General features: G+C 62.1%; 24 protein-coding genes and 2 pseudogenes. 17 read left to right on the top strand and 9 right to left on the bottom strand.

Translation table 11 applies throughout. The features are described from left to right. Positions 1–5: 5 nt before the first annotated feature. A complete protein-coding gene (locus K6N12_RS07170; RefSeq protein WP_097625175.1) occupies positions 6–1031 on the top strand; it encodes a fumarylacetoacetate hydrolase family protein in 1026 nt (341 codons plus the stop codon). Further along, positions 1028–1660 (top strand): maleylacetoacetate isomerase, encoded by a 633-nt coding sequence (maiA, locus tag K6N12_RS07175; RefSeq protein ID WP_097625176.1) that lies wholly within the window; start codon positions 1028–1030, stop codon positions 1658–1660. Before K6N12_RS07170 ends, maiA begins: the two co-directional genes overlap by 4 nt. A gap of 55 nt (positions 1661–1715) precedes the next feature. On the opposite strand, the gene K6N12_RS07180 is transcribed toward maiA, so the two are convergent. After that, complete coding sequence (locus tag K6N12_RS07180) at positions 1716–2186, bottom strand: MEKHLA domain-containing protein (protein WP_097625177.1); 471 nt, start codon at positions 2184–2186, stop codon at positions 1716–1718. 334 nt (positions 2187–2520) lie between these two features. Here K6N12_RS07180 and K6N12_RS07185 point away from each other — a divergent pair, with 334 nt between their 5' ends. From K6N12_RS07185 to K6N12_RS34040, 7 genes and pseudogenes are all read left to right on the top strand, one after another. Next, positions 2521–3849 carry a COG3904 family protein gene (locus tag K6N12_RS07185; RefSeq protein WP_097625178.1) on the top strand — a complete coding sequence of 443 codons (1329 nt, stop codon included), beginning with the start codon at positions 2521–2523 and terminating at the stop codon, positions 3847–3849. Positions 3850–3913: 64 nt separating this feature from the next. Beyond that, a complete protein-coding gene (locus K6N12_RS07190) occupies positions 3914–5182 on the top strand; it encodes a patatin-like phospholipase family protein (protein WP_097625179.1) in 1269 nt (422 codons plus the stop codon). Positions 5183–5542: 360 nt separating this feature from the next. Next, positions 5543–6841, top strand: a complete 1299-nt coding sequence (gene blh, locus K6N12_RS07195) for a bifunctional sulfur transferase/dioxygenase Blh (RefSeq protein WP_097625180.1) — start codon at positions 5543–5545, stop codon at positions 6839–6841. Then, complete coding sequence (gene bigR, locus K6N12_RS07200; RefSeq protein WP_097625181.1) at positions 6832–7179, top strand: sulfite-sensing transcriptional repressor BigR; 348 nt, start codon at positions 6832–6834, stop codon at positions 7177–7179. Before blh ends, bigR begins: the two co-directional genes overlap by 10 nt. Then, the gene (locus tag K6N12_RS07205) at positions 7176–7586 is read left to right on the top strand and encodes a YeeE/YedE family protein (protein WP_097625182.1); all 411 of its coding nucleotides are present in this window, start codon (positions 7176–7178) and stop codon (positions 7584–7586) included. The genes bigR and K6N12_RS07205 overlap by 4 nt, the downstream gene beginning before the upstream one ends. Next, positions 7583–8014, top strand: a complete 432-nt coding sequence (locus K6N12_RS34035) for a YeeE/YedE family protein (protein WP_097625183.1) — start codon at positions 7583–7585, stop codon at positions 8012–8014. The genes K6N12_RS07205 and K6N12_RS34035 overlap by 4 nt, the downstream gene beginning before the upstream one ends. Before the next feature lie 47 nt (positions 8015–8061). Then, a pseudogene (locus K6N12_RS34040) lies at positions 8062–8271 on the top strand (TSUP family transporter); the annotation flags it as partial. Positions 8272–8325: 54 nt separating this feature from the next. Here the strand turns inward: K6N12_RS34040 and K6N12_RS07215 are convergent. Next, positions 8326–10008 (bottom strand): annotated as a pseudogene (locus tag K6N12_RS07215) (cation-translocating P-type ATPase); the annotation flags it as partial. A gap of 224 nt (positions 10009–10232) precedes the next feature. Here K6N12_RS07215 and K6N12_RS07220 point away from each other — a divergent pair. Together K6N12_RS07220 and K6N12_RS07225 are read left to right on the top strand one after the other, a co-directional pair. Then, on the top strand, positions 10233–10556 hold the full coding sequence (locus K6N12_RS07220) for a TraR/DksA family transcriptional regulator (RefSeq protein ID WP_097625187.1): 324 nt from the start codon (positions 10233–10235) through the stop codon (positions 10554–10556). A gap of 27 nt (positions 10557–10583) precedes the next feature. After that, a complete protein-coding gene (locus tag K6N12_RS07225; RefSeq protein WP_097625188.1) occupies positions 10584–12446 on the top strand; it encodes a heavy metal translocating P-type ATPase in 1863 nt (620 codons plus the stop codon). On the opposite strand, the gene K6N12_RS07230 is transcribed toward K6N12_RS07225, so the two are convergent. Then, positions 12443–13264, bottom strand: a complete 822-nt coding sequence (locus K6N12_RS07230) for a universal stress protein (RefSeq protein WP_131711839.1) — start codon at positions 13262–13264, stop codon at positions 12443–12445. The genes K6N12_RS07225 and K6N12_RS07230 overlap by 4 nt on opposite strands. 129 nt (positions 13265–13393) lie before the next feature. Between K6N12_RS07230 and K6N12_RS07235 the strand changes: the two genes are divergently transcribed. Beyond that, positions 13394–13852: a pyridoxamine 5'-phosphate oxidase family protein gene (locus tag K6N12_RS07235; protein ID WP_165503982.1), complete on the top strand. Its 459-nt coding sequence runs from the start codon at positions 13394–13396 to the stop codon at positions 13850–13852. A gap of 399 nt (positions 13853–14251) precedes the next feature. On the opposite strand, the gene K6N12_RS07240 is transcribed toward K6N12_RS07235, so the two are convergent. Continuing rightward, positions 14252–14662 (bottom strand): universal stress protein, encoded by a 411-nt coding sequence (locus tag K6N12_RS07240; RefSeq protein ID WP_097625191.1) that lies wholly within the window; start codon positions 14660–14662, stop codon positions 14252–14254. 1 nt (position 14663) lies between these two features. Beyond that, the gene (locus K6N12_RS07245; RefSeq protein ID WP_097625192.1) at positions 14664–14963 is read right to left on the bottom strand and encodes a hypothetical protein; all 300 of its coding nucleotides are present in this window, start codon (positions 14961–14963) and stop codon (positions 14664–14666) included. Positions 14964–15127: 164 nt separating this feature from the next. Here K6N12_RS07245 and K6N12_RS07250 point away from each other — a divergent pair, with 164 nt between their 5' ends. From K6N12_RS07250 to K6N12_RS07260, 3 genes are all read left to right on the top strand, one after another. Beyond that, positions 15128–16111, top strand: coding sequence for a zinc-dependent alcohol dehydrogenase family protein (locus tag K6N12_RS07250; RefSeq protein WP_179867105.1), 984 nt, complete (start codon positions 15128–15130; stop codon positions 16109–16111). 108 nt (positions 16112–16219) lie between these two features. After that, on the top strand, positions 16220–17575 hold the full coding sequence (locus tag K6N12_RS07255) for a trypsin-like peptidase domain-containing protein (RefSeq protein ID WP_097625193.1): 1356 nt from the start codon (positions 16220–16222) through the stop codon (positions 17573–17575). A gap of 124 nt (positions 17576–17699) precedes the next feature. Beyond that, positions 17700–18347: a BON domain-containing protein gene (locus K6N12_RS07260; RefSeq protein ID WP_097625451.1), complete on the top strand. Its 648-nt coding sequence runs from the start codon at positions 17700–17702 to the stop codon at positions 18345–18347. A gap of 267 nt (positions 18348–18614) precedes the next feature. Here K6N12_RS07260 and K6N12_RS07265 read toward each other — a convergent pair whose 3' ends face one another. Further along, on the bottom strand, positions 18615–20561 hold the full coding sequence (locus K6N12_RS07265) for a hybrid sensor histidine kinase/response regulator (RefSeq protein ID WP_097625194.1): 1947 nt from the start codon (positions 20559–20561) through the stop codon (positions 18615–18617). Continuing rightward, positions 20539–21273 (bottom strand): helix-turn-helix domain-containing protein, encoded by a 735-nt coding sequence (locus K6N12_RS07270; protein WP_097625195.1) that lies wholly within the window; start codon positions 21271–21273, stop codon positions 20539–20541. The genes K6N12_RS07265 and K6N12_RS07270 overlap by 23 nt, the downstream gene beginning before the upstream one ends. A 123-nt stretch (positions 21274–21396) precedes the next feature. Between K6N12_RS07270 and K6N12_RS07275 the strand changes: the two genes are divergently transcribed. Then, on the top strand, positions 21397–22140 hold the full coding sequence (locus K6N12_RS07275) for a response regulator (RefSeq protein ID WP_097625196.1): 744 nt from the start codon (positions 21397–21399) through the stop codon (positions 22138–22140). On the opposite strand, the gene K6N12_RS07280 is transcribed toward K6N12_RS07275, so the two are convergent. Continuing rightward, positions 22103–22546, bottom strand: coding sequence for a hypothetical protein (locus K6N12_RS07280; RefSeq protein ID WP_097625197.1), 444 nt, complete (start codon positions 22544–22546; stop codon positions 22103–22105). The genes K6N12_RS07275 and K6N12_RS07280 overlap by 38 nt on opposite strands. Before the next feature lie 206 nt (positions 22547–22752). Between K6N12_RS07280 and K6N12_RS07285 the strand changes: the two genes are divergently transcribed. After that, positions 22753–23262 (top strand): Hsp20/alpha crystallin family protein, encoded by a 510-nt coding sequence (locus K6N12_RS07285; RefSeq protein WP_165503981.1) that lies wholly within the window; start codon positions 22753–22755, stop codon positions 23260–23262. 79 nt (positions 23263–23341) lie between these two features. On the opposite strand, the gene K6N12_RS07290 is transcribed toward K6N12_RS07285, so the two are convergent. Next, positions 23342–23989 (bottom strand): BON domain-containing protein, encoded by a 648-nt coding sequence (locus tag K6N12_RS07290; RefSeq protein ID WP_097625199.1) that lies wholly within the window; start codon positions 23987–23989, stop codon positions 23342–23344. Positions 23990–24159: the final 170 nt, after the last annotated feature.

The raw sequence follows: 24159 nt of genomic DNA on the forward strand, positions 1-24159 counted from the left end.
GACACATGAAACTTGCGACCTTGAAGGACTCCACCAGGGACGGCCGCCTCGTCGTCGTGTCCCGCGACCTGACCCGCTGCTCGGAAGTCGGCCACATCGCCCGCACGCTGCAGGCAGCCCTCGACGACTGGGAGCATGTGGCGCCGAGACTCCGGCTGATTGCCGAAGGCATCGAGACCGGCGCCCAGCCGACGCTCCGTTTTCACGAGCATGACGCTACGTCACCTCTTCCGCGGGCCTATCAATGGGCCGACGGTTCCGCCTACGTCAACCATGTCGAACTGGTGCGCAAGGCCCGCGGAGCCGAGATGCCGGCAAGCTTCTGGACCGACCCGCTGATGTACCAGGGCGGCTCGGATGTCTTCCTCGCGCCGCGCGATCCGATCGTCGCGGCCGACGAGGCTCATGGCATTGATATGGAGGGCGAGGTCGCCGTCATCACCGGCGACGTCGGCATGGGGGCAAGCTCTGAGGCCGCCCGCGACGCCATCCGCCTGGTGATGCTCGTCAACGACGTGTCGCTGCGCGGCCTGATCCCCGAGGAACTGGCCAAGGGATTCGGTTTCTTCCAGTCCAAGCCGGCCTCGGCCTTTTCGCCTGTTGCGGTGACGCCGGACGAGCTGGGGGAGGCGTGGGATGGCGGCAAGCTGCATCTGCCGCTGCTCGTCAGCCTGAACGGCAAACCCTTCGGCAAGGCCAATGCCGGCATCGACATGACCTTCGATTTCGGCCAGCTGATTGCCCATGCCGCCAAGACCCGCCATCTCGCGGCCGGAACGATCATCGGCTCGGGAACGGTGTCCAACAAGCGGGACGGCGGCCCGGGCCGGCCGGTCGAAGACGGCGGCGACGGTTATTCCTGCATCGCCGAAATCCGGATGATCGAGACGATCGAAACCGGCGCGCCGACTACGCCCTTCATGCGGTTCGGCGATCAGGTCCGCATCGAGATGAAGGACCGTGCCGGCCATTCGATCTTCGGGGCGATCGAGCAGACGGTCGAACGCTATGGCGGAGTGAGGGCGGAATGAGCGAGGTCGTTCTCTACGACTACTGGCGATCGTCGGCGAGTTATCGCGTCCGCATCGCGCTCAACCTGCTGGAGATCGACTACAGGACGGTGCCAGTCAACCTTCTGGAGGCAGCCCACAGGAAGCCGGACTATCTCGCGCTGAACCCGCAGGGGCTGGTGCCGACCCTGGTGATCGACGGGCAAGTTCTGACCCAGTCGCTGGCCATCATCGAATACCTGGCCGAGCTACGCCCGGAATGTCGATTGCTACCATCGGACATCACCGACCGTCAGCATGTCCGCGCGTTGGCCTATGCGGTCGCCATGGACATCCATCCGATCTGCAACCTGCATGTCGTGGCGCATCTGATTGAGGTGACCGAGAAGGCTGGCGCGCGCGAGGAGTGGATGAAGCATTTCATCGCAGACGGGCTTGGCAAACTGGAGGCGATGATCGATGACGCCGGCGGAACCTTCAGCTTCGGCGATCAGCCAACGATGGCCGACCTCTGCCTTGTCCCGCAAGTCTATAACGCCCGTCGCTGGGGCGTTGATCTCACGCATCTCAAACGCATCGTCGATATCGATACCCGGTGCGCCGAACTGCCGGCCTTCCAGGCGGCGCATCCCGACTGCGTAAAGCCGTAACGTCACCGTCTTGGTACAAGGCATTAGGCTGAGGCTCGGCGATTGGGCGGAGAGACTACGCGTCCCGCCACGAAGGGAACGTCGCCGCCTGGCCCAGTCGCGTTCCGCTTTCGTCGATAAGCTGCCAGACGGTCACGTTCTCGATCCAGAAACGCCGCCCCGATTTCGCGATCCGGAGGCCGCGGCCATTCTCGACAAAACCATCGCGGGTCACGCTGTCCAGCAGCCGCTGACGCTCGGCGCGATCCGGCTGCTCGGCCGAAAGCCGCGAGGGCAGCGTAATGAATTCATCCCAGCTATATTCGAAGCAGGTCTGCGCGATGCGGTTCGCATAAATGAAGCGCGGGTCGGGCAGGGCATTGTGCGCGAGGACCACGAAAGGCGCGAGGTTGTAGAGCCAGTCCGGCCCTTGCCCCTCCTGAACAAGAGGGCGACCTATAATGCGCAGGTGGCTGCCGGTGAGGAGGGAGAAGAAATCGGGATCGCTCCTCAGGTCAAGGGCGTGATTGCCATAAATAGAAGTCACGAAGTGCCTCGTTGGTCAACTGCTTCGGTGCAGGCGACATAGCCGATATTCATTGCATAGGTCTATGATGTCTGGCGAACCGTGATCCTTTCCGGCGAGGACCGGCATTTACCTTGTCTCAACACTTCTGATTGTGACACTTGCCAGAAGATCGCCCGTTGTGCATTGATCGTAAGCTGCTGGGGTCGCTATCAACATTCTCTGCGAAGCTATTGTTCTGCAGACGCAATCGGCGTCGGCTGAGCGCGGACGCCGGGATTCACGGGGCAGGTGATTTCGTCATCCGGCCACACCCTGGCAAGCTATGCTGCGAATGACGACAGGAGAGGTAGAGGTGCTCGAGGGCTGGGGAATAATGCGCAGATCCGTCTCATTCATATCGATGCTGCTGGCGTTCGTCGCCATGGCCGGAGAGGGGCATGCAGCCATTTCCTACCAACGTCTGGACGGCGCCCCGGGAGAGCGTGGTCTGGTGATAAAGGGTGTGTTTGAATTCTTCGACGATCCGATGACGCTTGTCGACGAATATACGCAGTACCGTCCGGACTACATCAGCTTTGACTCGCCCGGCGGAAACGTGGTCGCTGCGATCAGGTTCGGCCGCGCCATCCGCGCGTTGAATGCAAAAACGCTGCAGATCAGAGCCCTGGAATGTGCGTCGGCCTGCGCCTTCGCCTTCGTCGGTGGCGTCGAACGGTTTGCCGAGCCGGGCTCCATCGGCGTACATCGCGTTTCCCTATCCGACGATGTTCCCATGGACAACAAATTGGCAGTCTCGACCGTTCAAGTGATGACCGGGGAGATCATCGGCTATCTCACCGACATGGGGGTAAGCCCCAATCTGCTGCAGCTCAGCCTGTCGATCGACAGCACCGATATAAGGTATCTCACTGCTGCGGAAATGCGGAACTGGAACATCAACACGCCCGAGGACATGCCCGCGCCGCAAGAAAGCGCGTCGCCACCTGAGGACGCGGCGCCTGAGGTGAGCGCAACACCCGCCGTCACGCCGTCGGACTCAAGCGCTTCCGAGGAGGCGGCCGCATCCGAACCCGGCGACCTGACCACGGAAGCGGTTGATTTCGTCAACCAATACAATGACGAATGGTCGAAAGACAACGCCTCGGCTGTTGATTTCATGAAGAGCATCTATGCCGACGAGGTCTCCTTCTTCGGAAACCCGGTCGATAAAGACGTCGTGCTAAAGGACAAGGCGACCTTCGCCCAACGCTGGCCGCAGCGCATCTACAGCGTCAAGCCGGGCTCCGTCACTGCCAGTTGTGCGGGAAAATGCGAAATGTCGGGAGTTGTCGAGTGGTTTGCCGGAAACAGGGACACGGGTAAGACGTCCTCCGGCATGGCGGAATTCTCCTTTGTTTGGAACACGGCCTCTCTGCAGATCGAGTCCGAGACCGGAAAGGTGCTCGCCACCGACAAGGGAGCCAAGGCGCCGGACCGGTTGATCCATCAGTGGACAGGACTGGACGACTTCTGCCGCACGAGTGTCGAGGGCCCCGAGACGCAGCGGGCGTGCAAACGGCGCGACGAGCTCGGTCCGATGCTCAATCGTGTCGAATGGTGCTACGGCCATGAAGGCGAAGCCGGAATAAACTGGGAGTGGCACAAATGCGATGCCAATTCCCGCCGATATACGAGCAAGTAGCGCGACCGGTCGTTGCCCGGAGGAAGAGATGTTGGGAAACTCACATTCCTGAGCGAGGCCGAGCATGTCAGAAAACGAGCATTCCCAATCGAACTCCGTGCTGCCGGCATCCGACGAACCCGAGAAGCCGGCCGAACGCTACCAACTCGGCCTCTGCCTTTCCGGCGGCGGTTATCGAGCCATGCTTTTCCATGCGGGATCGCTGGTAAGGCTGAACGAGGCCGGTCTTCTGGCGAAGCTCGACATGATCTCCTCGGTCTCCGGCGGATCGATCGCCTCCGGCCTGCTCGCCTATGTGTGGCCGCGGCTAATCTTTGAGAATGACGTCGCCGTCAACTTCAAGACGGAATATGTCGATCGCATCCTGGCCTTCAGCCAGGTCTTTGCGGATGGGCCAAGCTTCCTGAAGGGCGTGTTCAACCCTTTCTCGAGTGCGGCGGAGGAAGCCGCCAAACTCTACGACCGACATCTGTTCGACGGAAAGTCGCCAAGCCTGAAAGACCTGCCGGGATCGCCCTGGTTCGTCTTCTGCGCCAGCAATCTCAGCACCGGCTCGCTCTTCCGCATGTCCAACCGCTATATCGCGGATTACCGGATCGGCGTGTCGTTTCATCCGGCATTGTCGCTCGCGACCGCGGTTGCTGCCTCCGCCGCATTCCCGCCCGTGTTGTCACCGCTGCGTGTGGACCTGTCACAGTTTTCGTGGAGGCGGGAAAAACTCGATGATACGGTTGGCGAAGCTGTCGCTCCGGGCCGGGCAATCTTGAGCGACGGCGGTGTTTACGACAATCACGGCATCGAGCCGGCGCTGAAGCGCTGCGACTGCCTGCTCGTCAGCGATGCCGGCGCGCCCTGGCGTTCCTCCACCCGCGGATACTGGAACTATCTCAGCCAGCTCAAGCGCGTGCTCCACACGACCGACAATCAGGTGAGGGCGCTGAGGCGGCGAGACCTGATCGGCGGCTTCAAGGCGGCCAAAAAGGCTGATCTGCTCGGCCTCGATGCTCCCTCGAAATCGGCTCTGCGCGCAAGAACGCGCGGCGTCTATTGGTCGATCGACAGCAGGGATGCCGAACTCGCGCCCTATGCTTCCTACACGCTGCCGCCATCGTCGGTCGTTCCCTCCGAGGTCGGCACCTATCTTCATTTCCTCGGCGCCAGGGAAACGGAGTATCTGACGAATTGGGGACACTATGTCTGCGACGCGATGCTCAATCGCTTCTATCAATCGCCGCTGGCGCCATCCTCCGGCCCGCCCTTGGCGGCCGGGACGGTGAAGCCCTCCTGGGCGGCACGCGCAAGCAAGCGCCTCTTCGGTTTCCTGCCCTTTTGAACCGCCGGTCTCGCTGTCGACCTAGGCACTGACCGCATCGACGACGTAGCTCGCCATCATCAGATCGAGATGCGCGTCGCCGCCATTCTTGAAGACGGTGATCTGGTCGTCGGACTGGCGGCTTGTCGTACCCGCTGCCACGAGATCGTAGAGATCTCCCCCTCTCCTCCATCTGCCAGCGCAGGCGCCGGTTGATCTCGTCGGATGTCTGGGTTCTCACCCGGTTCGTCGTCGTGGCCATGGTTGCTATCTCCTCTTCGCGGGAGCCATTGGGTGAGCACAAAGTTCCGTGCCTCACCTTGAAGATAAATCAATATATATTATATTAGATCGTATAATGAATTGGACGCGGAGCTAGTCATGCCTGTCACGATAATATCCGAGAAACTATCGATCTCGCCGCAGCCGAGCATCGAGGACATCCAGTCGCTTCATGACAAAGGATTCAAGACACTCATCAACAACCGACCGGACGACGAGGATCTTGCCCAGCCTGGAACGCAAGCCGAAAGCCAGGAGGCGAAGCACTGCCACCTGTCCTATGCGTTTGTGCCGGTCACGGCTGGCACGATCACCGAGGCGGATGTGCGTGCGTTCCAGCGCGCGGTCGACAAATCCGAGGGACCCGTATTCGCCCACTGCAAGACCGGCACTCGGTCGCTAAGCCTCTACTTGATCGGCGAGGCCCTTGACGGCCGCATGTCTGCCGACGAGGTCGTCGAATTCGGACGCAGCCGCGGCTTCGACACCAGCGCCGCCGCAGCCTGGCTCGTGCAACATGCTGCCCGCAGGCCGCAGGTGGAGGGCTTCTTCGACAAGCGCACCTGGAGCGTCCAGTACGTGGTGTCCGATCCCGCGACCCGTAAGTGCGCCATCATTGACCCGGTGCTCGACTTCGATGAGAGGGCCGGTGCGACGGCGACCATCAATGCCGACGCGATCCTCGACTACGTCCGCGACAACGGGCTGACGGTCGAGTGGATCCTCGACACCCACCCGCACGCCGACCACTTCTCGGCGGCCGAGTATCTGAAGGAGAAGACTGGCGCGCAGACAGCGATTGGCGAACGCGTCGTGGACGTCCAAAAGCTGTGGAAGGGCATCTACAACTGGCCTGAGCTTGCCACCGACGGCTCCCAATGGGACCGGCTGTTTGCCCATGGCGAGACCTTCGAGGTCGGCTCGATCAAAGCCAAAGTGCTTTTCTCTCCGGGACATACGCTCGCCTCCATCACCTATGTGATCGGCGACGCGGCCTTCGTGCACGACACGCTCTTCATGCCCGACAGCGGTACGGCACGCGCCGATTTCCCCGGCGGTGACGCCCGCGTCCTGTGGAAGTCGATACAGGAGATCCTCGCGCTCCCGTACGAGACGCGGATATTCACGGGCCACGACTACCAGCCGGACGGTCGAGCGCCTCGATGGGAAAGCACGGTGGTGGAGCAGATGAAGTCCAACCCGCATCTTTCCGGCGTGACCGAAGAGGAATTCGTGACGCTGAGGACGAGGCGTGACAAGACGCTGCCGATGCCGAAGCTCATCCTTCATGCCCTGCAGGTGAACATCCGCGGCGGACGTCTGCCGGAGCCGGAGGCCAACGGCAGGCGTTACCTCAAGTTTCCACTCGATGCACTGCAGGGAGCAGCATGGGAATGACGACCGATCTAAAGGCGATGATGAGGGCGGGGCTTTCCCCCGCCGAGATGGCCAGCCGGGCCGGAGAGGTAGCGAACCTGCTGAAGACGCTGTCCCATCCGGCGCGCCTGATGATCGTCTGCTCGCTCGTGGAAGGCGAGTATTCGGTCGGCGAGCTTGAAGAGAAGCTCGACGTCCACCAGCCGCATCTGTCGCAGCACCTGACGGTACTGCGTGGCTCCGGGATTGTCGAAACCCGGCGGGAGGGGAAACAGATCTTCTATCGCCTGACGGAAGAAAAGGCCGCGCAACTGGTCGCTGCCCTCTATGACATCTTCTGCGTGAAGGATGACAAATGAACGCGTATCTGCCCTCATTGGTCGGGGGCATGCTGATCGGCGCATCGGCTGCCATGCTTCTGCTCCTCAACGGCCGGATTGCCGGGGTCAGCGGAATTGTCGGCCGTCTCGCCCAAGGCGTGGGACTGACCACCAATCTTGCGTTCGTGCTCGGGCTGCTGCTCGGGCCACTCGCATACCTGCTCATGTTCGGCGGCTGGCCGGTCGTGCAGATCACCACCGGCGGGCCGCTGCTCATCGTGGCCGGACTGCTTGTCGGCTTCGGCTCACGCATGGGATCGGGCTGCACCAGCGGACACGGCGTGCTTGGGCTTGCCCGCCTGTCTACGCGATCGATGGTCGCGGTCGCCACGTTCCTGACCGCCGGCGCGGTCGCCGTCGCAATACTGCGAGGTCTCGGACTATGAAGCGGAACATCTACAAATTCGTGGCCGCTCTCGCCTCGGGTATCGTCTTCGGCTTCGGACTGTCCCTGTCCGGCATGCTGAACCCGGTCCGGATCCAAGGCTTCCTCAACGTGTTCGGCGTCTGGGATCCGAGCCTTGCCTTCGTTCTCGGCGGCGCCGTCGTCGTCGCCTTTATCGGAGTGCAGGTGATGAAACGGATGAAGCGTCCCGCCTTCGACGACAGCTTCCACGTGCCGATGAACCGTCGGATCGATGCTCCGCTGGTCGTTGGTTCGGCCTTGTTCGGCCTGGGCTGGGGGATCGGTGGCTTCTGTCCCGGTCCGGCAGTCGCATCCCTATCGCTCGGCCTTCCGCAAACGTTCTTGTTCGTCGTCGCCATGCTGATCGGGATGACCTTGTATGACAGAGTATGGAGCAGACGGACGTGAACACCTCCATTTGGGCGGCAGTTGGCTCCGGCGAAATCGTCGGCTTCATGCTCGGCCTGCTCGGCGGCGGCGGGTCCATCCTGGCAACGCCCCTTCTGCTCTATGTGGTGGGGGTGACGCAGCCGCATATCGCGATCGGAACGGGTGCGCTCGCTGTTTCGGTGAATGCGTTCGCAAACTTTGCCAGCCACGCGATCAAGGGCCACGTCTGGTGGCGCTGCGCGGCCGTCTTCTCTGCACTCGGCGTCGTCGGCGCCCTCGGCGGCTCCAGTCTCGGCAAAGCGATGGACGGAGATCGCCTGATTTTCCTGTTCGGCAATCGCGGCAGCAGTCCGCGGGTCGTCCCCGGTCACCATCACGACCTCCACGCCCGCCGCGTGGCAGTCTTTCATAGCGTTCGGCACTTCGGGCCGGACCGGGTCCTGCAGTCCGGCCAGCCCCAAGAACACGAGATCGACAAGGTGACCGTGTCCGAGGCTTCCGGCGAGGGACGCGCCGATTTCCCCTTCGGCGAACGCGAGCACCCTGAGGCCTCGAGCGGCCATTTCTTCCTTCTGCGCCAAAAGCGACGTACGGTCGATTTCGACTACGTTTCCCGCGGAGTCCATGCGATCAGACATTTCTATGAGCACCTCCGACGCCCCCTTGACGAAGACATGAATCCGATCACCGCCGTGGTGGAAGGATGCAGCGTATTTGTGCTCGGGCTCGTAGGCGATCCTTGCCGCCAGCGGGTATCGGTCGTTCAACTCTTCCTGTCCCAGCCCGGCCTTCCGTCCTGCTGCAAGAAGCGCCACGTCGACCGTGTCTCCGGCGGCGACCCAGAGATCGTCGCGGCGAGCCAGGGTTCCTTCGTTTGCGAGTAGTGCGGCGCGTAGCAGCCTGCGCGCCCTCTCGCGGACAAGGTCGCTGTCCAGGCCGCTCGCCCTGATCTCGCACTTGTCGAGATCTGCATGGGCGTCCAGGGCGATGTCCGTGCCGTCCGGCAGGCGAATTTCGGTTACCGTCTGCACGTTGCTGGTCAAGGTCCCCGTTTTGTCCGTGGCGATGATTGTAGTCGAACCCAGGGCCTCAACGGCCGGCATGCTTCGGACGATGACGTTGCGGGCGGCCATCCGCCGCATGCTGACGGCAAGCGCGACGGAGATCGCGATCGGGAGCCCTTCGGGAACAGCGCTCACCGCCAGTCCAACGGACATCATCACAAGGTCGTGCATAGGTAGGCCCTGCATGAAGCCCGCGACGACCAGCAACAAAGCTGCCAATCCTACGAAAACCGCCAGCGCATTCGTGAACTTCGCCAGACGGGCAACAAGCGGGGGCTGCGACGAACTGGCTCTTCCCAACTTGGCGGCGATGCCGCCAAGCATGGTCGCGGTACCTGTAGCGGTCACGACGCCCTTGGCTCGCCCGCGCGTCACCAAGGAACCCGCGAGCAGCATGGAACTGGCGGTTTCATTCGACGATCCTTCGACGGTTCGCCCCTTGGGAACCGGCATCGACTCGCCGGTCAGAAGCGACTCGTCGCATCGGAGATCACTTGCATCGACAAGCATCAGATCGGCAGGGATTCGGTCGCCGGATTCCAGAAGAACGAGATCGCCCACGACCAGCCGCTTGGCCTCGATCCTGCAAGCCACGCCGTCCCGTATGACCCTGGCCGACGGCTGCTCAAGCTTGCGAAGGGCGGCGGCCGCTCGATCCGCAGAATACTCCTGGTAGGTGCCTATGGAGGCATTGATCAGAAGCACGACGAGAATGAACAGGCCGTCTTCGATTCTGCCGGTCGCAAACGAGAGCGCCGATGCCAGCAAGAGGATGTAGATGATCGGATTGCGAAATTGGATGAGAAAGACCCGCAGCGGCGATGGGGGCTCAGGCTCGGGCAGCGTGTTGGGTCCAAGCTCGGCGAGGCGTTCCTCGGCCTCGATGCTTGTCAGTCCGATCACCGCAGGCGTCGTGGGGGCGGGTGTCTGCGCCGTCAGATTCATCATGGGCTCCGGGCTTGTCGCGACGATTCATCGAAGGCTCCCCCGACAGCCTATGTGCTCCCGCGCAAGAGGCATTGACCGGGATCAAGGAGCTTCGATCGAACTGAGATATGCTGGAGCCGATTTATGGACCGCGGCTTTATGCGGCCACGCGCTGCGCTTGGATTGGTTCCCGACGATGCCGCGTGTGGACCCGCATTGATCAGGCAAGATTGGAAGGCACTAAAATGAATAAAAGCTCAGTACAGGCCGTGTTGCAGACGATGAAGGATGACCTTGTCCGTCGTCTCGGAGCGATCGATGCGGACCTCTGCGTCGCGCTCGAGAAGGACAGCGAGGAGCGCGCGACCCAGGTTGAAAACGATGAGGTTCTTCGCGAGATGCAAGCCGAGGGGCGCGACCAGATCGAGGCCATCGACGCGGCGATCGACCGGCTGAACGACGGCACATACGGGCGATGCGTCAAATGCCACCGCTCGATCGGCAAGGAGCGCCTCGCGGCGGTCCCCTATACACCGTTCTGCATCGATTGCGCAAAATCGTTCCGCTGAGGCTTCTGGATTGATGGGGGGTGAGAGGTGGCTACAGCGGCGGCTTGGTGGGCTGGTAGGTGGACGTGGCCTGAGGGCGGGCTGTCGCGACTGAGGGAAGGAGACTCCCGGTCGGGCCTTCTGGTGCTGTCGTCGCTGCTTGCGCTTGCGGCCGCATTCGCCTTCTATCTCGCGGGTCACGGCCCTGGATATCGGTTAATCCTGGTGGGCTGCACCAGCCTGAGTCTGCTGTCCCTTTGCGTTGAAATCGCCAAGAAGCTGCAGAAAGAGGAATACGGTCTGGACCTGATCGCGGCCCTGGCCATGGGGTCCTCCTTATGGTTCGGCGAATATCTCGCCGGAGCGATCGTCGGCCTCATGTATTCCGGCGGTCAGTTTCTGGAGGCATACGCACATCGTCGCGCCGACGAGGGGATGTCGGCTTTGCTGGCGCAAGTTCCGCGGACCGCCCTGCGGCTTGCCGGGAGTGGCTTCGAAGAAATTCCGATCGAGACGGTCGCAGTCGGCGACGTGCTCCTGATACGCAAGGGAGACGTCGTACCGGCGGACGGGGCGCTTGTCGGCGAATTCGCAACGATCGACCAGGCGGTTTTAACCGGAGAGCCTTTCCCGGTGCGCATCGCCAAGGGTGGAAGCATTTCGAGTGGCGCTACGAACGATGGCGACGCGGTTGAAATCCGTGTTCTAAGCCGTGCCGAGGACAGCACCTATGCAGGAATAGTCAGACTCGTGGAAGCGTCGAAGCGATCCAAGGCGAAGCTGATGCGCCTGGCCGACCGGTTCTCGGTCTGGTTCCTGTTCGCTACGATCGCGGTCGCAGGACTATCGGCAATCTTGTCCGGAGACATGTCACGGATCGTGGCCGTGCTGGTCGTCGCCACGCCATGTCCGTTGATCTTAGCCGTACCCGTCGCACTTGCGGCCGGCACTTCAAAAGCCGCCAAGGAGGGCGTTCTGGTGAAGGGAGCGGGACCTCTTGAGGCCCTCGCCCAAGCCACCGTAGTAGTGTTCGACAAGACGGGGACGCTCACCGCAGGACAGCCCGAAGTCGGCGCGATAGACGGCCCGGAGCATCCAGACAGAATCCTGCGGCTGGCCGCCTCGCTGGACCAGGCGTCCGGCCATGTGGTCGGACGCGCGCTGGTGGACGAGGCGCATAGGCGTGGATTAGTGTTGACCCGCCCGTCGGGGGTGACCGAGACTGCGGGATCCGGGATCTCCGGAATCGTCGATGGCGTGCATGTCGACGTCGGAGGAGACACCTATTTCGGAGAGGTTCCGCCGTCCGGGCCGAACGGTTCAAGCAGCGCAATGCGTGTGAAGGTGCTCTTTGACGGCGCGTCGGCTGGCACGATCACGCTCGAAGACCGGCTTCGCAAAGACGCCGTCCAGCTCGTCAACCAGCTCAGGGCATCAGGGATTTCTCGAATAGTCCTCGCTTCCGGGGACGAGCTGCCTATCGCGACAGCCATAGCTCGCTCTCTGGGCCTGGACGACGTCGCGGCGAGGCTCGATCCCGCAGACAAAGTCGCAGTCATCGAGAAGGAGCGCGTCCACGGGAGAGTTCTGATGGTCGGCGACGGAGTGAACGACGCGCCAGCGCTGGCGGCAGCCGAAGTCGGAATCGCGGTGGGCGTCGAAAACCTTGCGGCGGCTGCGGAGGCTGCGGATATCGTGCTCGTCCGGGACGACCTCACGCAGATAGTGAAGGCGATCGGCATCGCGCGTCGTTCACGCAAAATCGCGCTTCAGAGCATCTATACGGGTATAGGTCTCTCGCTCATCGCGATGGGGTTTGCGGGAGCGGGATACCTTCCGCCGGTTGGCGGCGCGTTGCTTCAGGAGGCCATCGACGTGGCGGTCATCCTCAACGCCCTTCGCGCCCTCTAATGGGCGAGAAGCGCTGGTAGCTCGGCCTTGACGAGCAGTTCCCGAGTGACGCCGCCGAGGATGAATTCACGAAGCCGGGAATGGCCAAATCCGCCCGCGACCAGAAGGTCCGCTTTTCGTTCCAGCGCGGCCGATTGGATGGCAGCGGTCGCGGTCTCTCCACCTGCCTGAATCGATACGTCTTCCACTTCGAATCCCGAGTGCTTCAAAGAAGAGATCAGTAGCGAGCGGTTCGCCTCGTCGATCTCCTTGTCGTCGGTGATCGAGATGACCTGCACCTTGGTCGCGCGTTCGATGAAAAAGCGGGCGCAGGATAGGGCACGTGCTGCGGTGGCGCTGCCGTCCCAGGCAACGGCGATCGTGTCCACGCGAGAGCAGACGCTGGTGGCGGGAAACAGTACGATAGGACGGCCGCTCCCGAACAGCAGCGTCTCGGAAAACTGGCGGGACAGTTCCGAGGCCTCGACGATGGAGAGGTCGTGACACCTGGCGATTTCGGAAAAACGTTCGTAGACGAACGGCTCCGTGGCCTCGAATCCATGGATTCGCACTTCGACGCCAGTCTCCGAAACAGCGTGATCGAGATGTTCCCGCAACAAAGTCCCGCTGTGCCGGCTATTCCCCTCTGCTTGTTCCCGCCATGTGTCGACATCGATAAAAGTGGGAAAGGGCTGATGGACCTGGGGGATCCGGACTTGCGGGATGCTGGCGACGAGATCGGCGTCGTTCTGCCGAGCGAGGCCGATAGCATTGTCGACTATGGTGAAGGAACTGGGGTCGGGATAGGTCGATAACGGGAGATGGAACTGCGGCTTCATGCTGGCCTCCTGAGGTTAAACAGCCGTCATGATGCCTGCCGCGGAGAGAGTTCGCATTGCGCTTTGTCAAGGCCGCGGCGCAACGAAGCTCCTATGATCTTGCCTTCATTAAAGCTGGAGGACACGGCCATGACGATCAAGCTGACGGAGATCAACCCCGGTGAGTGCTACCGGATCCTTGAGAACGAGCGCTTCGGTCATCTCGCCTGCTGCAAGGATGGGCAGCCTTACGTGGCGGCGATCTATTTCGCCTTTTCCAGCGGGGTTGCCTATAGCTTCACCATGCCCGGCAAGAAGCTCGACTGGATGCGGGGAAACGACAAGGTCTGCCTTCACGTCGAGCAGCGTTCGAGCGCAGGCGGGTGGACGAGCGTCGTTGTCGAAGGCAGGTTCGAGGAGTTTCCTGACAGCGACGCGCGACGAAGCGAAAGGCTCCATGCATGGTCGCTTCTCCAAAAGTATTCGGACTGGTGGGAGATCGGCTCCATGAAGCCCCACGAGCTCCCCATGCTCGACGGCTCTCCTCACGTCTTCTACGGGATCGTCGTAACGGCCGTGTCGGGTCGAAGCGCAGTCAGGACGGAATGACCGACGATCCTCGCGCTGATTCCACATCCCGCAAACGGAGCACCACATGCCAATTCCCTCAGCCTGCATCGCAGCGAAACGCTCAACGCCGACCTCCCGCCCATTGTTAGCAAGCGGTTCCTGATCCAAGTCACTACGGATTTGACGGCGTCCGCCGCGCGACGGGGCTACGATACTGTGAATTCCTGGCTCGACTTGTCGGCAGCATCGACAACGGTGATGCGGTCGAGGTCCTTTCGGACGACGTTGAGAGCGAGCTGGAGCAGTATCCCAGGGAGGCGGCGCGGCTATGCGAGGCCGGGTCAAGAACGTTGTCGCACGCCGCCGAACTGTATTGTGACGCCGCCTCCTGTCAGGTTAGCGAGGCTGAAGCGAAGACTGTCGTGTGAAGCGCGGGGCTTACCGGGTCGTTCGCAAGACGAGCACGGAGCATGGTGCACGCTGCACGACATGGTCCACGACCGAGCCGAAGACTCGGTCGAGCACGTCGTCTCGGTGAGAGGCGATCACAACGAGATCGGCGGCGATCTCCTTCGCGATGGCGATGATGACCTGAGACGGGTTGCCCGCGCGGACGCGTATCAAAGCAGGAGTGTTGGTCGACCGCAAAGCTTCCGAAAGTCTGCTCTCGGCGGCGGCCATCACATCGACCGCCCAATCGTCCGGCGCGGCAGACAAAGGCAGACCCTCAACCGCGTGAATGAGGTGGAGGCTTCCGTTGGGCGCGAGCTGCGCGCGGGCCGTTTCGACGAGCTGTAGCATGCGTTGCCGGGATCCTCGGCCGATGGCGCAGACGATGGTGGCGAACATGTCAGTATATGTCCTTTCCAGATAGGCTGACGAACTCGGTCGTCAGGCCATCGTCATGCGCTTCCTTGAGAAGCCGATCGGCGCTCATGATGTCGAGACACATGGTGCCAGTGAAGGATTGCCGGAGCGCGCAGCAAAAATGGTCTCTCGCCCACGCCTCGCCTCGCGGCGTCACTGCTGTCACCTCCCAGCGATCCTCGTCTCGACGTCCGAGAACAAGGTCTGCGCACGTTCGCTCGACCGGAGGAATGGTCGTGGCTATGTCGGTTGCTGTCTTGCGTGCCTCTTCTTGTTCGCGCATGTCCGTCTCCTTTGGATGAGGTCGTGGCGCTGTGTCCACGAGCCTATCTGCTCTAAGACAATCGGTCTTTGACGAGTATCAATCCGGATGTTTGACCGGGATCAAGCCGGGGCCCGGTAGGTGGTGATACGACTATAGCGATGCCCATGCCGATGGAGGGAAACGTGAGGGCCATGGTACTGGAAGAGGTGGGGCAGCCGCTCCGTCTAGTGGAGCGGCCGGACCCGCCAGCGTCGCCCGGCCACGTCGTCGTCAAGGTGGAGGCCTGCGGCGTCTGCCGGACGGACCTTCACGTCTGCGACGGAGACCTCTCCCAGCCAAAGCTTCCCCTCGTTCCGGGGCATGAGATTGTGGGAACCGTGATCGCAGCGGGCGAGGGCGTTCCTCGTCGTCTTATCGGTCGAAAAGTCGGGGTACCCTGGCTGGGCCACACCTGCGGCCACTGCCCATATTGCCGACAGGGTCGCGAGAATCTTTGCGACGCCCCCGGCTTCACCGGCTACTCGATCGACGGCGGCTTCGCGACGCATGCGGTCGTCGAGGCGGGCTACGCGTTCGAACTGCCTAACGATACGGACTCGGTGGCGACCGCGCCTCTTCTCTGCGCTGGCCTCATCGGGTGGCGATCCTTGAAGATGGCGGGCGAGGGGAGGACGATCGGCATCTACGGGTTCGGCGCGGCCGCCCACATCCTCGTGCAGGTGTGCAAGCATCGGAGCCAGAGCGTCTATGCGTTCGTGCGTCCTGGAGACCAGGCTGGGCGGAAGTTCGCGCTTGATCTTGGCGCCGTCTGGGCCGGGTTCTCCGGTGAGAGGCCGCCGGTGCCCCTCGACGCCGCCATCATCTTCGCGCCGGCCGGCGAGCTCGTGCCGATGGCGCTCGACGTAGTGCGGAAGGGCGGAACGGTGGTCTGCGGCGGCATCCACATGTCAGACATCCCGAGCATGCCCTACCGTCTGCTCTGGGGCGAGCGGCGGGTCGTTTCGGTGGCGAACCTGACGCGGGGCGACGGGGAGGAATTCTTCTCGATCGCGAAGGCGGCCGAGGTCAGATGCGTGACCATCGTCTACGCGCTTGAACATGCAAACGAGGCTCTCGACGACCTGCGGGCAGGCCGCATCAACGGCGCAGCCATCATCGTGCCATAGCCGCCATCCGCGTTGACGAGGATCAATGCGGATCGATCGGGCAAAACGGAAGCTTCTTCGTCAAGACGTCCGTCGACAACCGGCGGCGCTTCCGCGAGGAGATCAGAGATGTCGCGTTCGTTGCTAGCCCTGGGGGCGCTCTTCATCGCAGGTGAGAGCCTGTTGTCGGCTCCCGCCGTTGCAAACAGCCTGTCGCTCGCGCCCATGCTCCAGCGTGTCGTGCCGAGCGTCGTCAGCATCTCGGTGCAGGGCAAGGAACTCGACGACGCGGATGCGACGCTCGCCGATCCCTTCTACAGAAAGTTTTTCGGACTACCTGACGACGCCGCGCCGGCAGAGAACGGCTTCCAATCGGCCGGCTCGGGTGTCGTCATCGACGAGGTCCACGGCTACATCGTCACCAACCAACATGTCATAGCAAGCGCCTCGAAAATCGAGGTGGCGCTCTCCGATGGCCGACGCTTCAAAGCGAAACTCGTCGGCGCCGATCCCGAGACGGATGTCGCCGTCGTTCAAATTCCACCCGATCATCTTGTTCATGCCGATTTTGGAAGCGCGTCCTCGCTCCATGTCGGCGACGTCGTCGTGGCAATCGGAAATCCCTTCGGCCTGGGCCAGACCGCCACTATGGGCATCGTCAGCGCGCTTGGACGCCGGGCCGTGGGATCGGAGGGGTACGAAGGATTCATTCAGACGGACGCTTCGACAAATCCCGGCAACTCGGGCGGCGCACTTGTAAACGAGGACGGCGTCGTCGTCGGGATCAACAGCGCGATCATCGGGCCGGCCGGCGGAAGCATCGGCATTGGTTTTGCAGTGCCCGCCGAGACCGTCGGCATCGTGATGCGGCAGCTCATCCTGACCGGCAAGCTGGTACGCGGCGAGGTGGGACTGGTCACGCAGGACCTGACGCCCGGTCTTGCAAAAGCGTTCGGCGTGGATGAAGAGCCGGGGGCGCTCGTCAGCGAAGTCCGGCCCGGTTCGCCGGCTGCGAATGCAGGAATTCAGCCGGGCGACGTCGTCCGAATGGTCGACGGAAGGACAGTGCGCGGCGCGTCCGACGTACGCAGGCTTGTGGGATCGCTACCATTGCAGTCCAAGCCATCCTTCCAGATCGATCGCGCCAGCCGAAGGATAGAGGTCTTTCCTGAGGTATCCGCCGCACCGGTCGCCGAACCGGCCGCTCCTCGTACCATCCATATCTCCCGTGGCCCTCTCGCCGACGTCGAGATGGCGAACTCCCCCGACGGTCTCGGCGCGCGCGTCGTCGTCGCGACGGAGGGCTCGGTCGCTGCACAGGCCGGCCTGCAGCCGGACGACGTTATCGTCGCTGTCGACCAGCAGCCGGTGACCGACGTCGGGCAACTTCTCGCAATTCTCTTGAAGGAGCATGCCCGCGCTCTCATCACCGTCGTGAGGAACGGCCACCGCCTCTTCGTGGCCACCGACGTGCAGACTCAGTAGCGAGTTCGCAGACGATGTTCGGTCCGCTGAGATCTCAAGGTCGCTCACCTGCTTGATGAAGATCAAAGACGGAATTCTACGGCACGGGCACGATCGGCACGTCGCAAACCTGAAGGAGGTTGTCATGAACGACATTCAACTCAGACAGAACATTCTTGACGAAATGGAATTCGAGCCCAGCATCGACGCGGCTGATATCGGCGTCGCGGTCGACAGCGGGATTGTAACCCTGACGGGTCATGTGCGCACCTACGCGGAGAAGGAAGCCGCCGAGCGAGTAGTTCGTCGCGTCAAGGGCGTGCGCGGAATTGCTGCCGAAATTGAAGTGCGGATCTTCGGACCCAAGGAAACAGACGACGACGACATCGCCCGGCGAGCTGTCAAAATGCTCGACTGGAACGTTTCCGTGCCAAAGGATTCCGTGCAGGTGCGGGTTCTCACAGGGTGGGTGACCCTGCGGGGCGAGGTCGAGTGGCAATATCAAAAGAACGCGGCTTACGACGCAGTGCGCGATCTCGCCGGCGTGGTGGGGGTATCCAATCTCGTGGAGCTGAAGCCCCGCGTTACGGCCGTGGATGTCAAGAAGCGCATAGAGGATGCGTTTCAGCGCGACGCCGCTCTTGACGCCGATGCAATTAGGATCGATGTGAAAGGCAGAAAGGTTATCCTCTCAGGCAAGGTGAAGACCTGGTCGGAACGGCAGGCGGCGGAACGCGCTGCATGGTCCGCTCCGGGGATCAGCACTCTCGACGATCGGCTGACGGTCGGGTGATCGAATATCGTGGGCTGCTAGACGTTAGCCGCTCCGCCTACATTCAGCAGCAAGGGCGCCGCTGAGCGCCCTTTGCATAGCCTCAAATTTCCGAGATCGACTTGCGCGCAAATCTCGTCTCCGAAATTCCGTGCTTGCCAATGCAGAGCCTCCGTCGCGAGTGCAGGGAAACCTTTGTTGTTCTTGGAGAACGGCCTTGGGCGGGGACGTAGCCCGCGGGATCTTCCGCGAAGACAGACATGCGCCTCGACGCCGTCCGCGCCGCGTTCATTTTTTTAAATTGAAATCCTGCAGTCGAGCAGAATCTCGATCATGCCTCGCGTCGAGCAGCAGCCTGAGACGAGCCGACATCTCCGAAGCCGTATACGGCTTCTTCAGCCAGCCGGCGCCCGCTTCGATCTCCTTCTCCGCAGCATGAGGCTCCGAAAAGCCCGACGTGAGAAGAATTTTCACCGTCGGCCAGCGCTCGCGTACCCTTCGGGCCAGTTCGTCGCCGTTCATCCCAGGCATGGCAACATCGGTGAACAGAAGCGCTACGTCATGCGCCGCCTCCAGCTCCTTCAACGCGTCGATCCCGTTCGTAGCTTCGATCACTGAATAGCCAAGCGTCTCCAGACGGCCGACCGTCACTCTGCGAACTCTCGCGTCGTCCTCGACCACCAGGATGGTTTCCGTGCCTCGAGACGGGGCGTCCTCGGCCCGCTGTTCGCCGGGAAGGGAATCTTTTCCGGCGTCGGCGCGTGGAAGGAAGAGGCGTACCGTTGTCCCCTCGCCAGGTTCGCTATAGAGCTGCAAGTGTCCTGCGGATTGCTTGGCGAAACCGTAGACCATGCTGAGCCCAAGTCCCGTTCCCGAACCCGTCGGCTTTGTTGTGAAGAACGGTTCGAAAGCACGTTCCATCACCTCCGAGGTCATTCCAGTGCCCGTGTCTGTCACCGAAATGAGGACGTATTTGCCGGGGCGGATCGCCGGGTACATGCCGGCGTAGTCGGAGTCGATCTCGACGCCGGATATCTCGATCGCCAGGCGGCCGCCGGCAGGCATCGCGTCCCTGGCGTTGAGCGAAAGGTTGAGAAGCGCGCTCTGGAGCTGCGCCTTGTCCGCCATTGCGCTCAGCCGCCGTCCAGGAATGATCGTCCGGAGCTCGACGGAGTCGCCGAGCGTTCGCTGGACGAGGTCTGAAAACTCTCCAAGCAGGGCGCCGACGTCCAGCACCTTCGGTGCGAGAGCTTGCCGCCTTCCGAACGCCAGAAGCTGCGAGGTCAGTCTGGCGCCGTCGTCGGCCGCGGACTGCGCCTCGCGCAGCAGGGACAACTGCCCCGGCTCGGCCAGACGGGCCTCCAGCATTTCGAGGTTGCCGCTGATGACGGCGAGCAGATTGTTGAAGTCGTGGGCGAGCCCTCCAGTCAACTGGCCGACCGCCTCCATCTTCTGCGACTGCCGCAGCTCGGCTTCTATGCGGTGGCGGCTCGTGAGATCCCTTACGAAGCCCGTGAAGGTCCGCTTGCCGCCCACGATCGCCTCGCCGACCGAGAGCTCCATCGGAAAGGTGGTCCCGTTCTTTCTGAGACCGACGACCACGCGCCCATAGCCGATGATCCGGCGGCGCCCGGTCCGGATGTATGAATCCAAGTATCCGTCGTGCGCCTCCCGGTCGGGCGAGGGCATCAGCATGGAGACGTTCCGCCCGGTGGTCTCGTGCGCGGAGTAGCCGAAGAGTTTCTCCGCCGCAGCGCTGAAAGAAGCGATGACACCTCTGTCGTCTATGACGACCATTGCGTCTGGGACCGTATCAAGAATGGACTGGAGGTGAGCCTGTCGCTCCCGCAGTTCGTGCTCGACCTCCTGCATGAGTGTCACGTCGTTGTTGGACTGGACGATGAGCGTGTCAGGATCGCCAAGTTCGAGGAGGGTCCACCGTGTCACAATGGCCAGCCTGACACCGTCCTTCCGTCGGTGACCCACCTGACCGCTCCAAGATCCCTTGGTACGCACATTGGCTCGAATCTCCGCCACGTCTGCCGGAAATTGCGTATCCAGGAGCTCGTGCACCACCTTTCCTACAGCCTCCGTGGCGGACCATCCGTAGAGTTGCTCGCAGCCCGAGGTCCAGCGCTGGATGACGCCGTCCAAGCCGTGGACGATGAGGTTGGCCCCGTCGAATATGCGCACGATCCGGTCCAGGTCGGTTTCACTGGTAGCGTATTCCAGCATAGCGTGCTCCAGAGTCTGTCTCTTCGAACTCGTCGTCCGGGTCTTCGTCGGCGGCGCGGGCCAGTGACGACCGGCTGGCAACCTTGAACTGATGCTTGTCCGCAGGCAATAGTATGCTCTTGGCGACTAGCTTGGTAAGCGTCCTCGACACGGTCTCGATCGTCATGCCGAGATGGTCGGCGATGTCGGCGCGCACCATTGGCAGACTGATCGTCCGGCCGTCCCGCCCCTCGTTCCGCTCCAGCTGATGAAGAAGGAAGGTGCAGACACGCTGCTCGGCGTTCTTATGCGACAGCAGGAGCATGTGGTCCTGTGCCGCCGAGATTTCGTCGCGAAGTTGCGACAGAAGCTGAAGCCGGAAATCAGGCACGAGTTGCAGTTCCTCTTCCAGCGTCCGCTTGTTCATCCGGGTGAAGGCCACGTCATCGATGGCCTCGCCTGCAAACATGTAGCGGTTGCGAAATGACAAGCCGACCAGGTCGCCCGCGCCAAGGAAACCGATGATGAGGCGGCGGCCGTCGGGAAGGAACCGGCATATGCGGACGTTCCCGCGGACGATGCGAAACACATGGCGGGCGGCGTCGCCCTCGAAGAAGATCGTGGTTCCCGACTGGGCAGTCTCGACGGTCTGGCGCATGAACAGGGGCGCGAAGTCGATCATTCCATGCGCCCGCGGCCGTTCGAGTGAATGGATGTTTGATACCGCTTGCATGTCGTGGCCTCCATCTGCCGTTGCTTGGCCTGGATTTGACCGAACCCTGATGACACCGGAATGCGAGAAGCGTAAGACTTGGTGCGATTGTGTAACAATCCGTAACAGGCGAAGAAAGCCGGAATGACGAGCGGAACTCTCAGGCGGACCCGCATACTTGTCGTGGACGACGATGTCCGGATTCAGAGAATGCTTGCGCAGTACCTCGGCGAGGAGGGATTCGACGTCGACGTGGCAGGCAGCAGCTCACAGATGCGCGCGAGAATGGCGGGCGCGAAATTCGACGCCGTCCTGCTCGACGTCGTCCTGCCGGGAGACTGTGACGGACTCCAACTCGCAAGGGAAATCCGTTCAGGTTCGGACGTCCCCATCATCATGCTGTCCGGCCGCGACGATGTGATGGACCGCGTCGTCGGTCTGGAGGTCGGCGCGGACGACTATATTGGCAAGCCATTCCATCTCCGGGAGGTGCTCGCCCGCGTGAGGACGGTTCTGCGAAGACGAACAGTTTCAACCGAACCCGCACCCCCGGAAGAAGGCGTGCTCCGTTTCGCGGGATGGCGGCTTGACGTAGAACGGAGAGCGGTGACCAACCCGGCCGGGGACGAAGTGGCGATGTCGACGGGGGAGTTCGACATGCTGCATGTATTCGCCACCCATGCCGGGCGCGTCATGACCCGTGACATACTGATGGACTTGACGCACAAGCGTGGCCGCGACGGCTTCGACCGAACTATCGACGCGCTGATCGTGAGGCTGCGGCGCAAGATAGAGACGGATCCGGCCAATCCTAGCCTGATTAAGTCCGTCCGCGGCGTCGGATATCTCTTTACAGCAAGGCCGGAGACGGCTTCTGGTCGATCCTGAACATCAGGCCATGATCCCACCGGCGAAATCGGTCTTCGCTTTCCATCTCTGAGAAATCACCTGGAAACTGCGCCCAGAACCGCATGTAGTCGCATCCCGCCGATCGCCTTCGCAGCGAGGTGAACAGGAGGTCCGTGATGGTCACGTCGTCAATGACGCTCGCCACCGCGAAGATCGGCACGTCCATCAATCGTCCGGCGATCGGATGCGTGCCGATCCGGTAGACGGCCAGCCCACGCACATAACCTGCCGGATCCTTTAACGAGACGAGCGTCCACCGATCGGCGCTCGCCACCACTCGCGCCCAATCGTCGGCAGAAAAGCACGGAGCCGCCACCTGAATCAGGCTGTAGGCGATCAGCGCATCGTCCAAGTGGAGCAGGTGGACGCAATATCCCGATGTCATGGCGGCTTTCCTCCTCGATCGAGAGGAAATCTTCGCATGGTCCGGCAATTGGGGCCTTGTCCCAGGTCAATCCTCAGTCCGAGGAAACTCGAATGACAAAAGCCAGGGTGATTTGATGGTGATCAAAGACTGAGATTGCAATGGACTGTTCTATGTACGCGTCGCCGCCTGTGAACGACGGTATTCTTGAGAGAAGGAGAATGACAATGGCAGACTCTTCAACGAAACTTTCCGTTAAGACCGAAGCAAGGCCGGCGGCCCCCGCCGACCGCTGGTGGCCCCTCGACAGCCTCCGGTCCGAGATCGACCGCGTGTTCAACGACTTCGGGAGCCCGTCGATTTTCGACCGGGCCTTCAGCAGGATGCCGGCCGCGTTCTCGCGCGGCATGCTCGCCGTCGATCTCGTTGAATCCGACAAAGCCTTCGAGCTGTCGGCCGAGCTTCCAGGCGTCGACGCCAAGGATCTTGACATCACGCTCGCCGACGGTGTGCTCACCATCAAGGGCGAGAAGAACGAGGCCAAGGAAGAGAAGGAAAAGGACTATTACCTCTCCGAACGGCGCTACGGGTCGTTCCACCGAAGCCTGGAATTGCCGCGCGGCGTGGACAGCGAGAAGATCGAGGCAAAGTTCTCCAACGGCGTTCTCAAGGTGACGCTGCCGAAGACACCCGAGCGGCAGCAAAACAGCAAGAAGATCACGGTGAAGGCGGCCTGACGGTCAACCCTCCGCTACGCCGAGGGGGTGGCGCGTACGGTGGGGCGCGGAGAGGGAGGGGCGGGCCCCTCCCTCTTTTTCAGTTGATGCGGATGTGGTTCTCGACGGCGGCAACGCCTGGTACGGACCAGGCCGTCCGCTCGGCGACGCCGCGCTCGTGCCAGGCGCGCACGCCCCCTTCGAGAACGACCTTGTCGTCCTGAACCTTGACCGTGATCCCTCCAGCGTCGACTTCGGCACTCCGTTTCAGGGCGTCCTCGATCCGACGGCGGACGTCCGGCACCGTCGGGCACGGCCGTATCGTCAGCAGATTGATGACGCCGACCACGCCGCCGAGCTTCCTGACGGCATGTTCGGCGGCAGTCCTCTGAAACCGCCAGCGCACTTCGCCCGACAACGTGACCCAGCCGCTCTCGACCTTTACATGCACCGATCCCTCCGGGAGCGCCGTGTTCCAGGCGATGATGTCGATCGCCCGCGATGCTATCTGGTCGTCCGCATGCTGCTTGTGACCGACGCGCCGCACCTCGATCTCTACAGCCACCGCCCGGACGCCCTTCATCCGCGCCGCGACGTCTTCCGCTGTCAGCTTTTCCGCGTAGGTCGACACATGACCGGAGAGGGTCGCAATGCCATCTTCCACCGAGACCCCGATATGGGCGGCGTCGATGCTGGGTTCGAACGCCAGCTCGTCGAGTATGTCCTGTTGGATTGCCAAGTCCGTCATTTTTACCTCCTGTTGGGTTCCGAAGCGCGTTGGCCTCGTGGGGTATGATGCGCCATCCAAAATTATTGGCTTTGCGCTTGGTCAATCGAACCTGGCGGTGGCCTGCATCACCCCCAAATTGCGGATCAGGCGAGCCGCGAACGGGTCTTTGACCTTCGTCAACGTGGTTT

Source organism: Rhizobium redzepovicii, from assembly GCF_019793435.1.
In the GTDB taxonomy this organism is placed as follows: domain Bacteria; phylum Pseudomonadota; class Alphaproteobacteria; order Rhizobiales; family Rhizobiaceae; genus Rhizobium; species Rhizobium redzepovicii.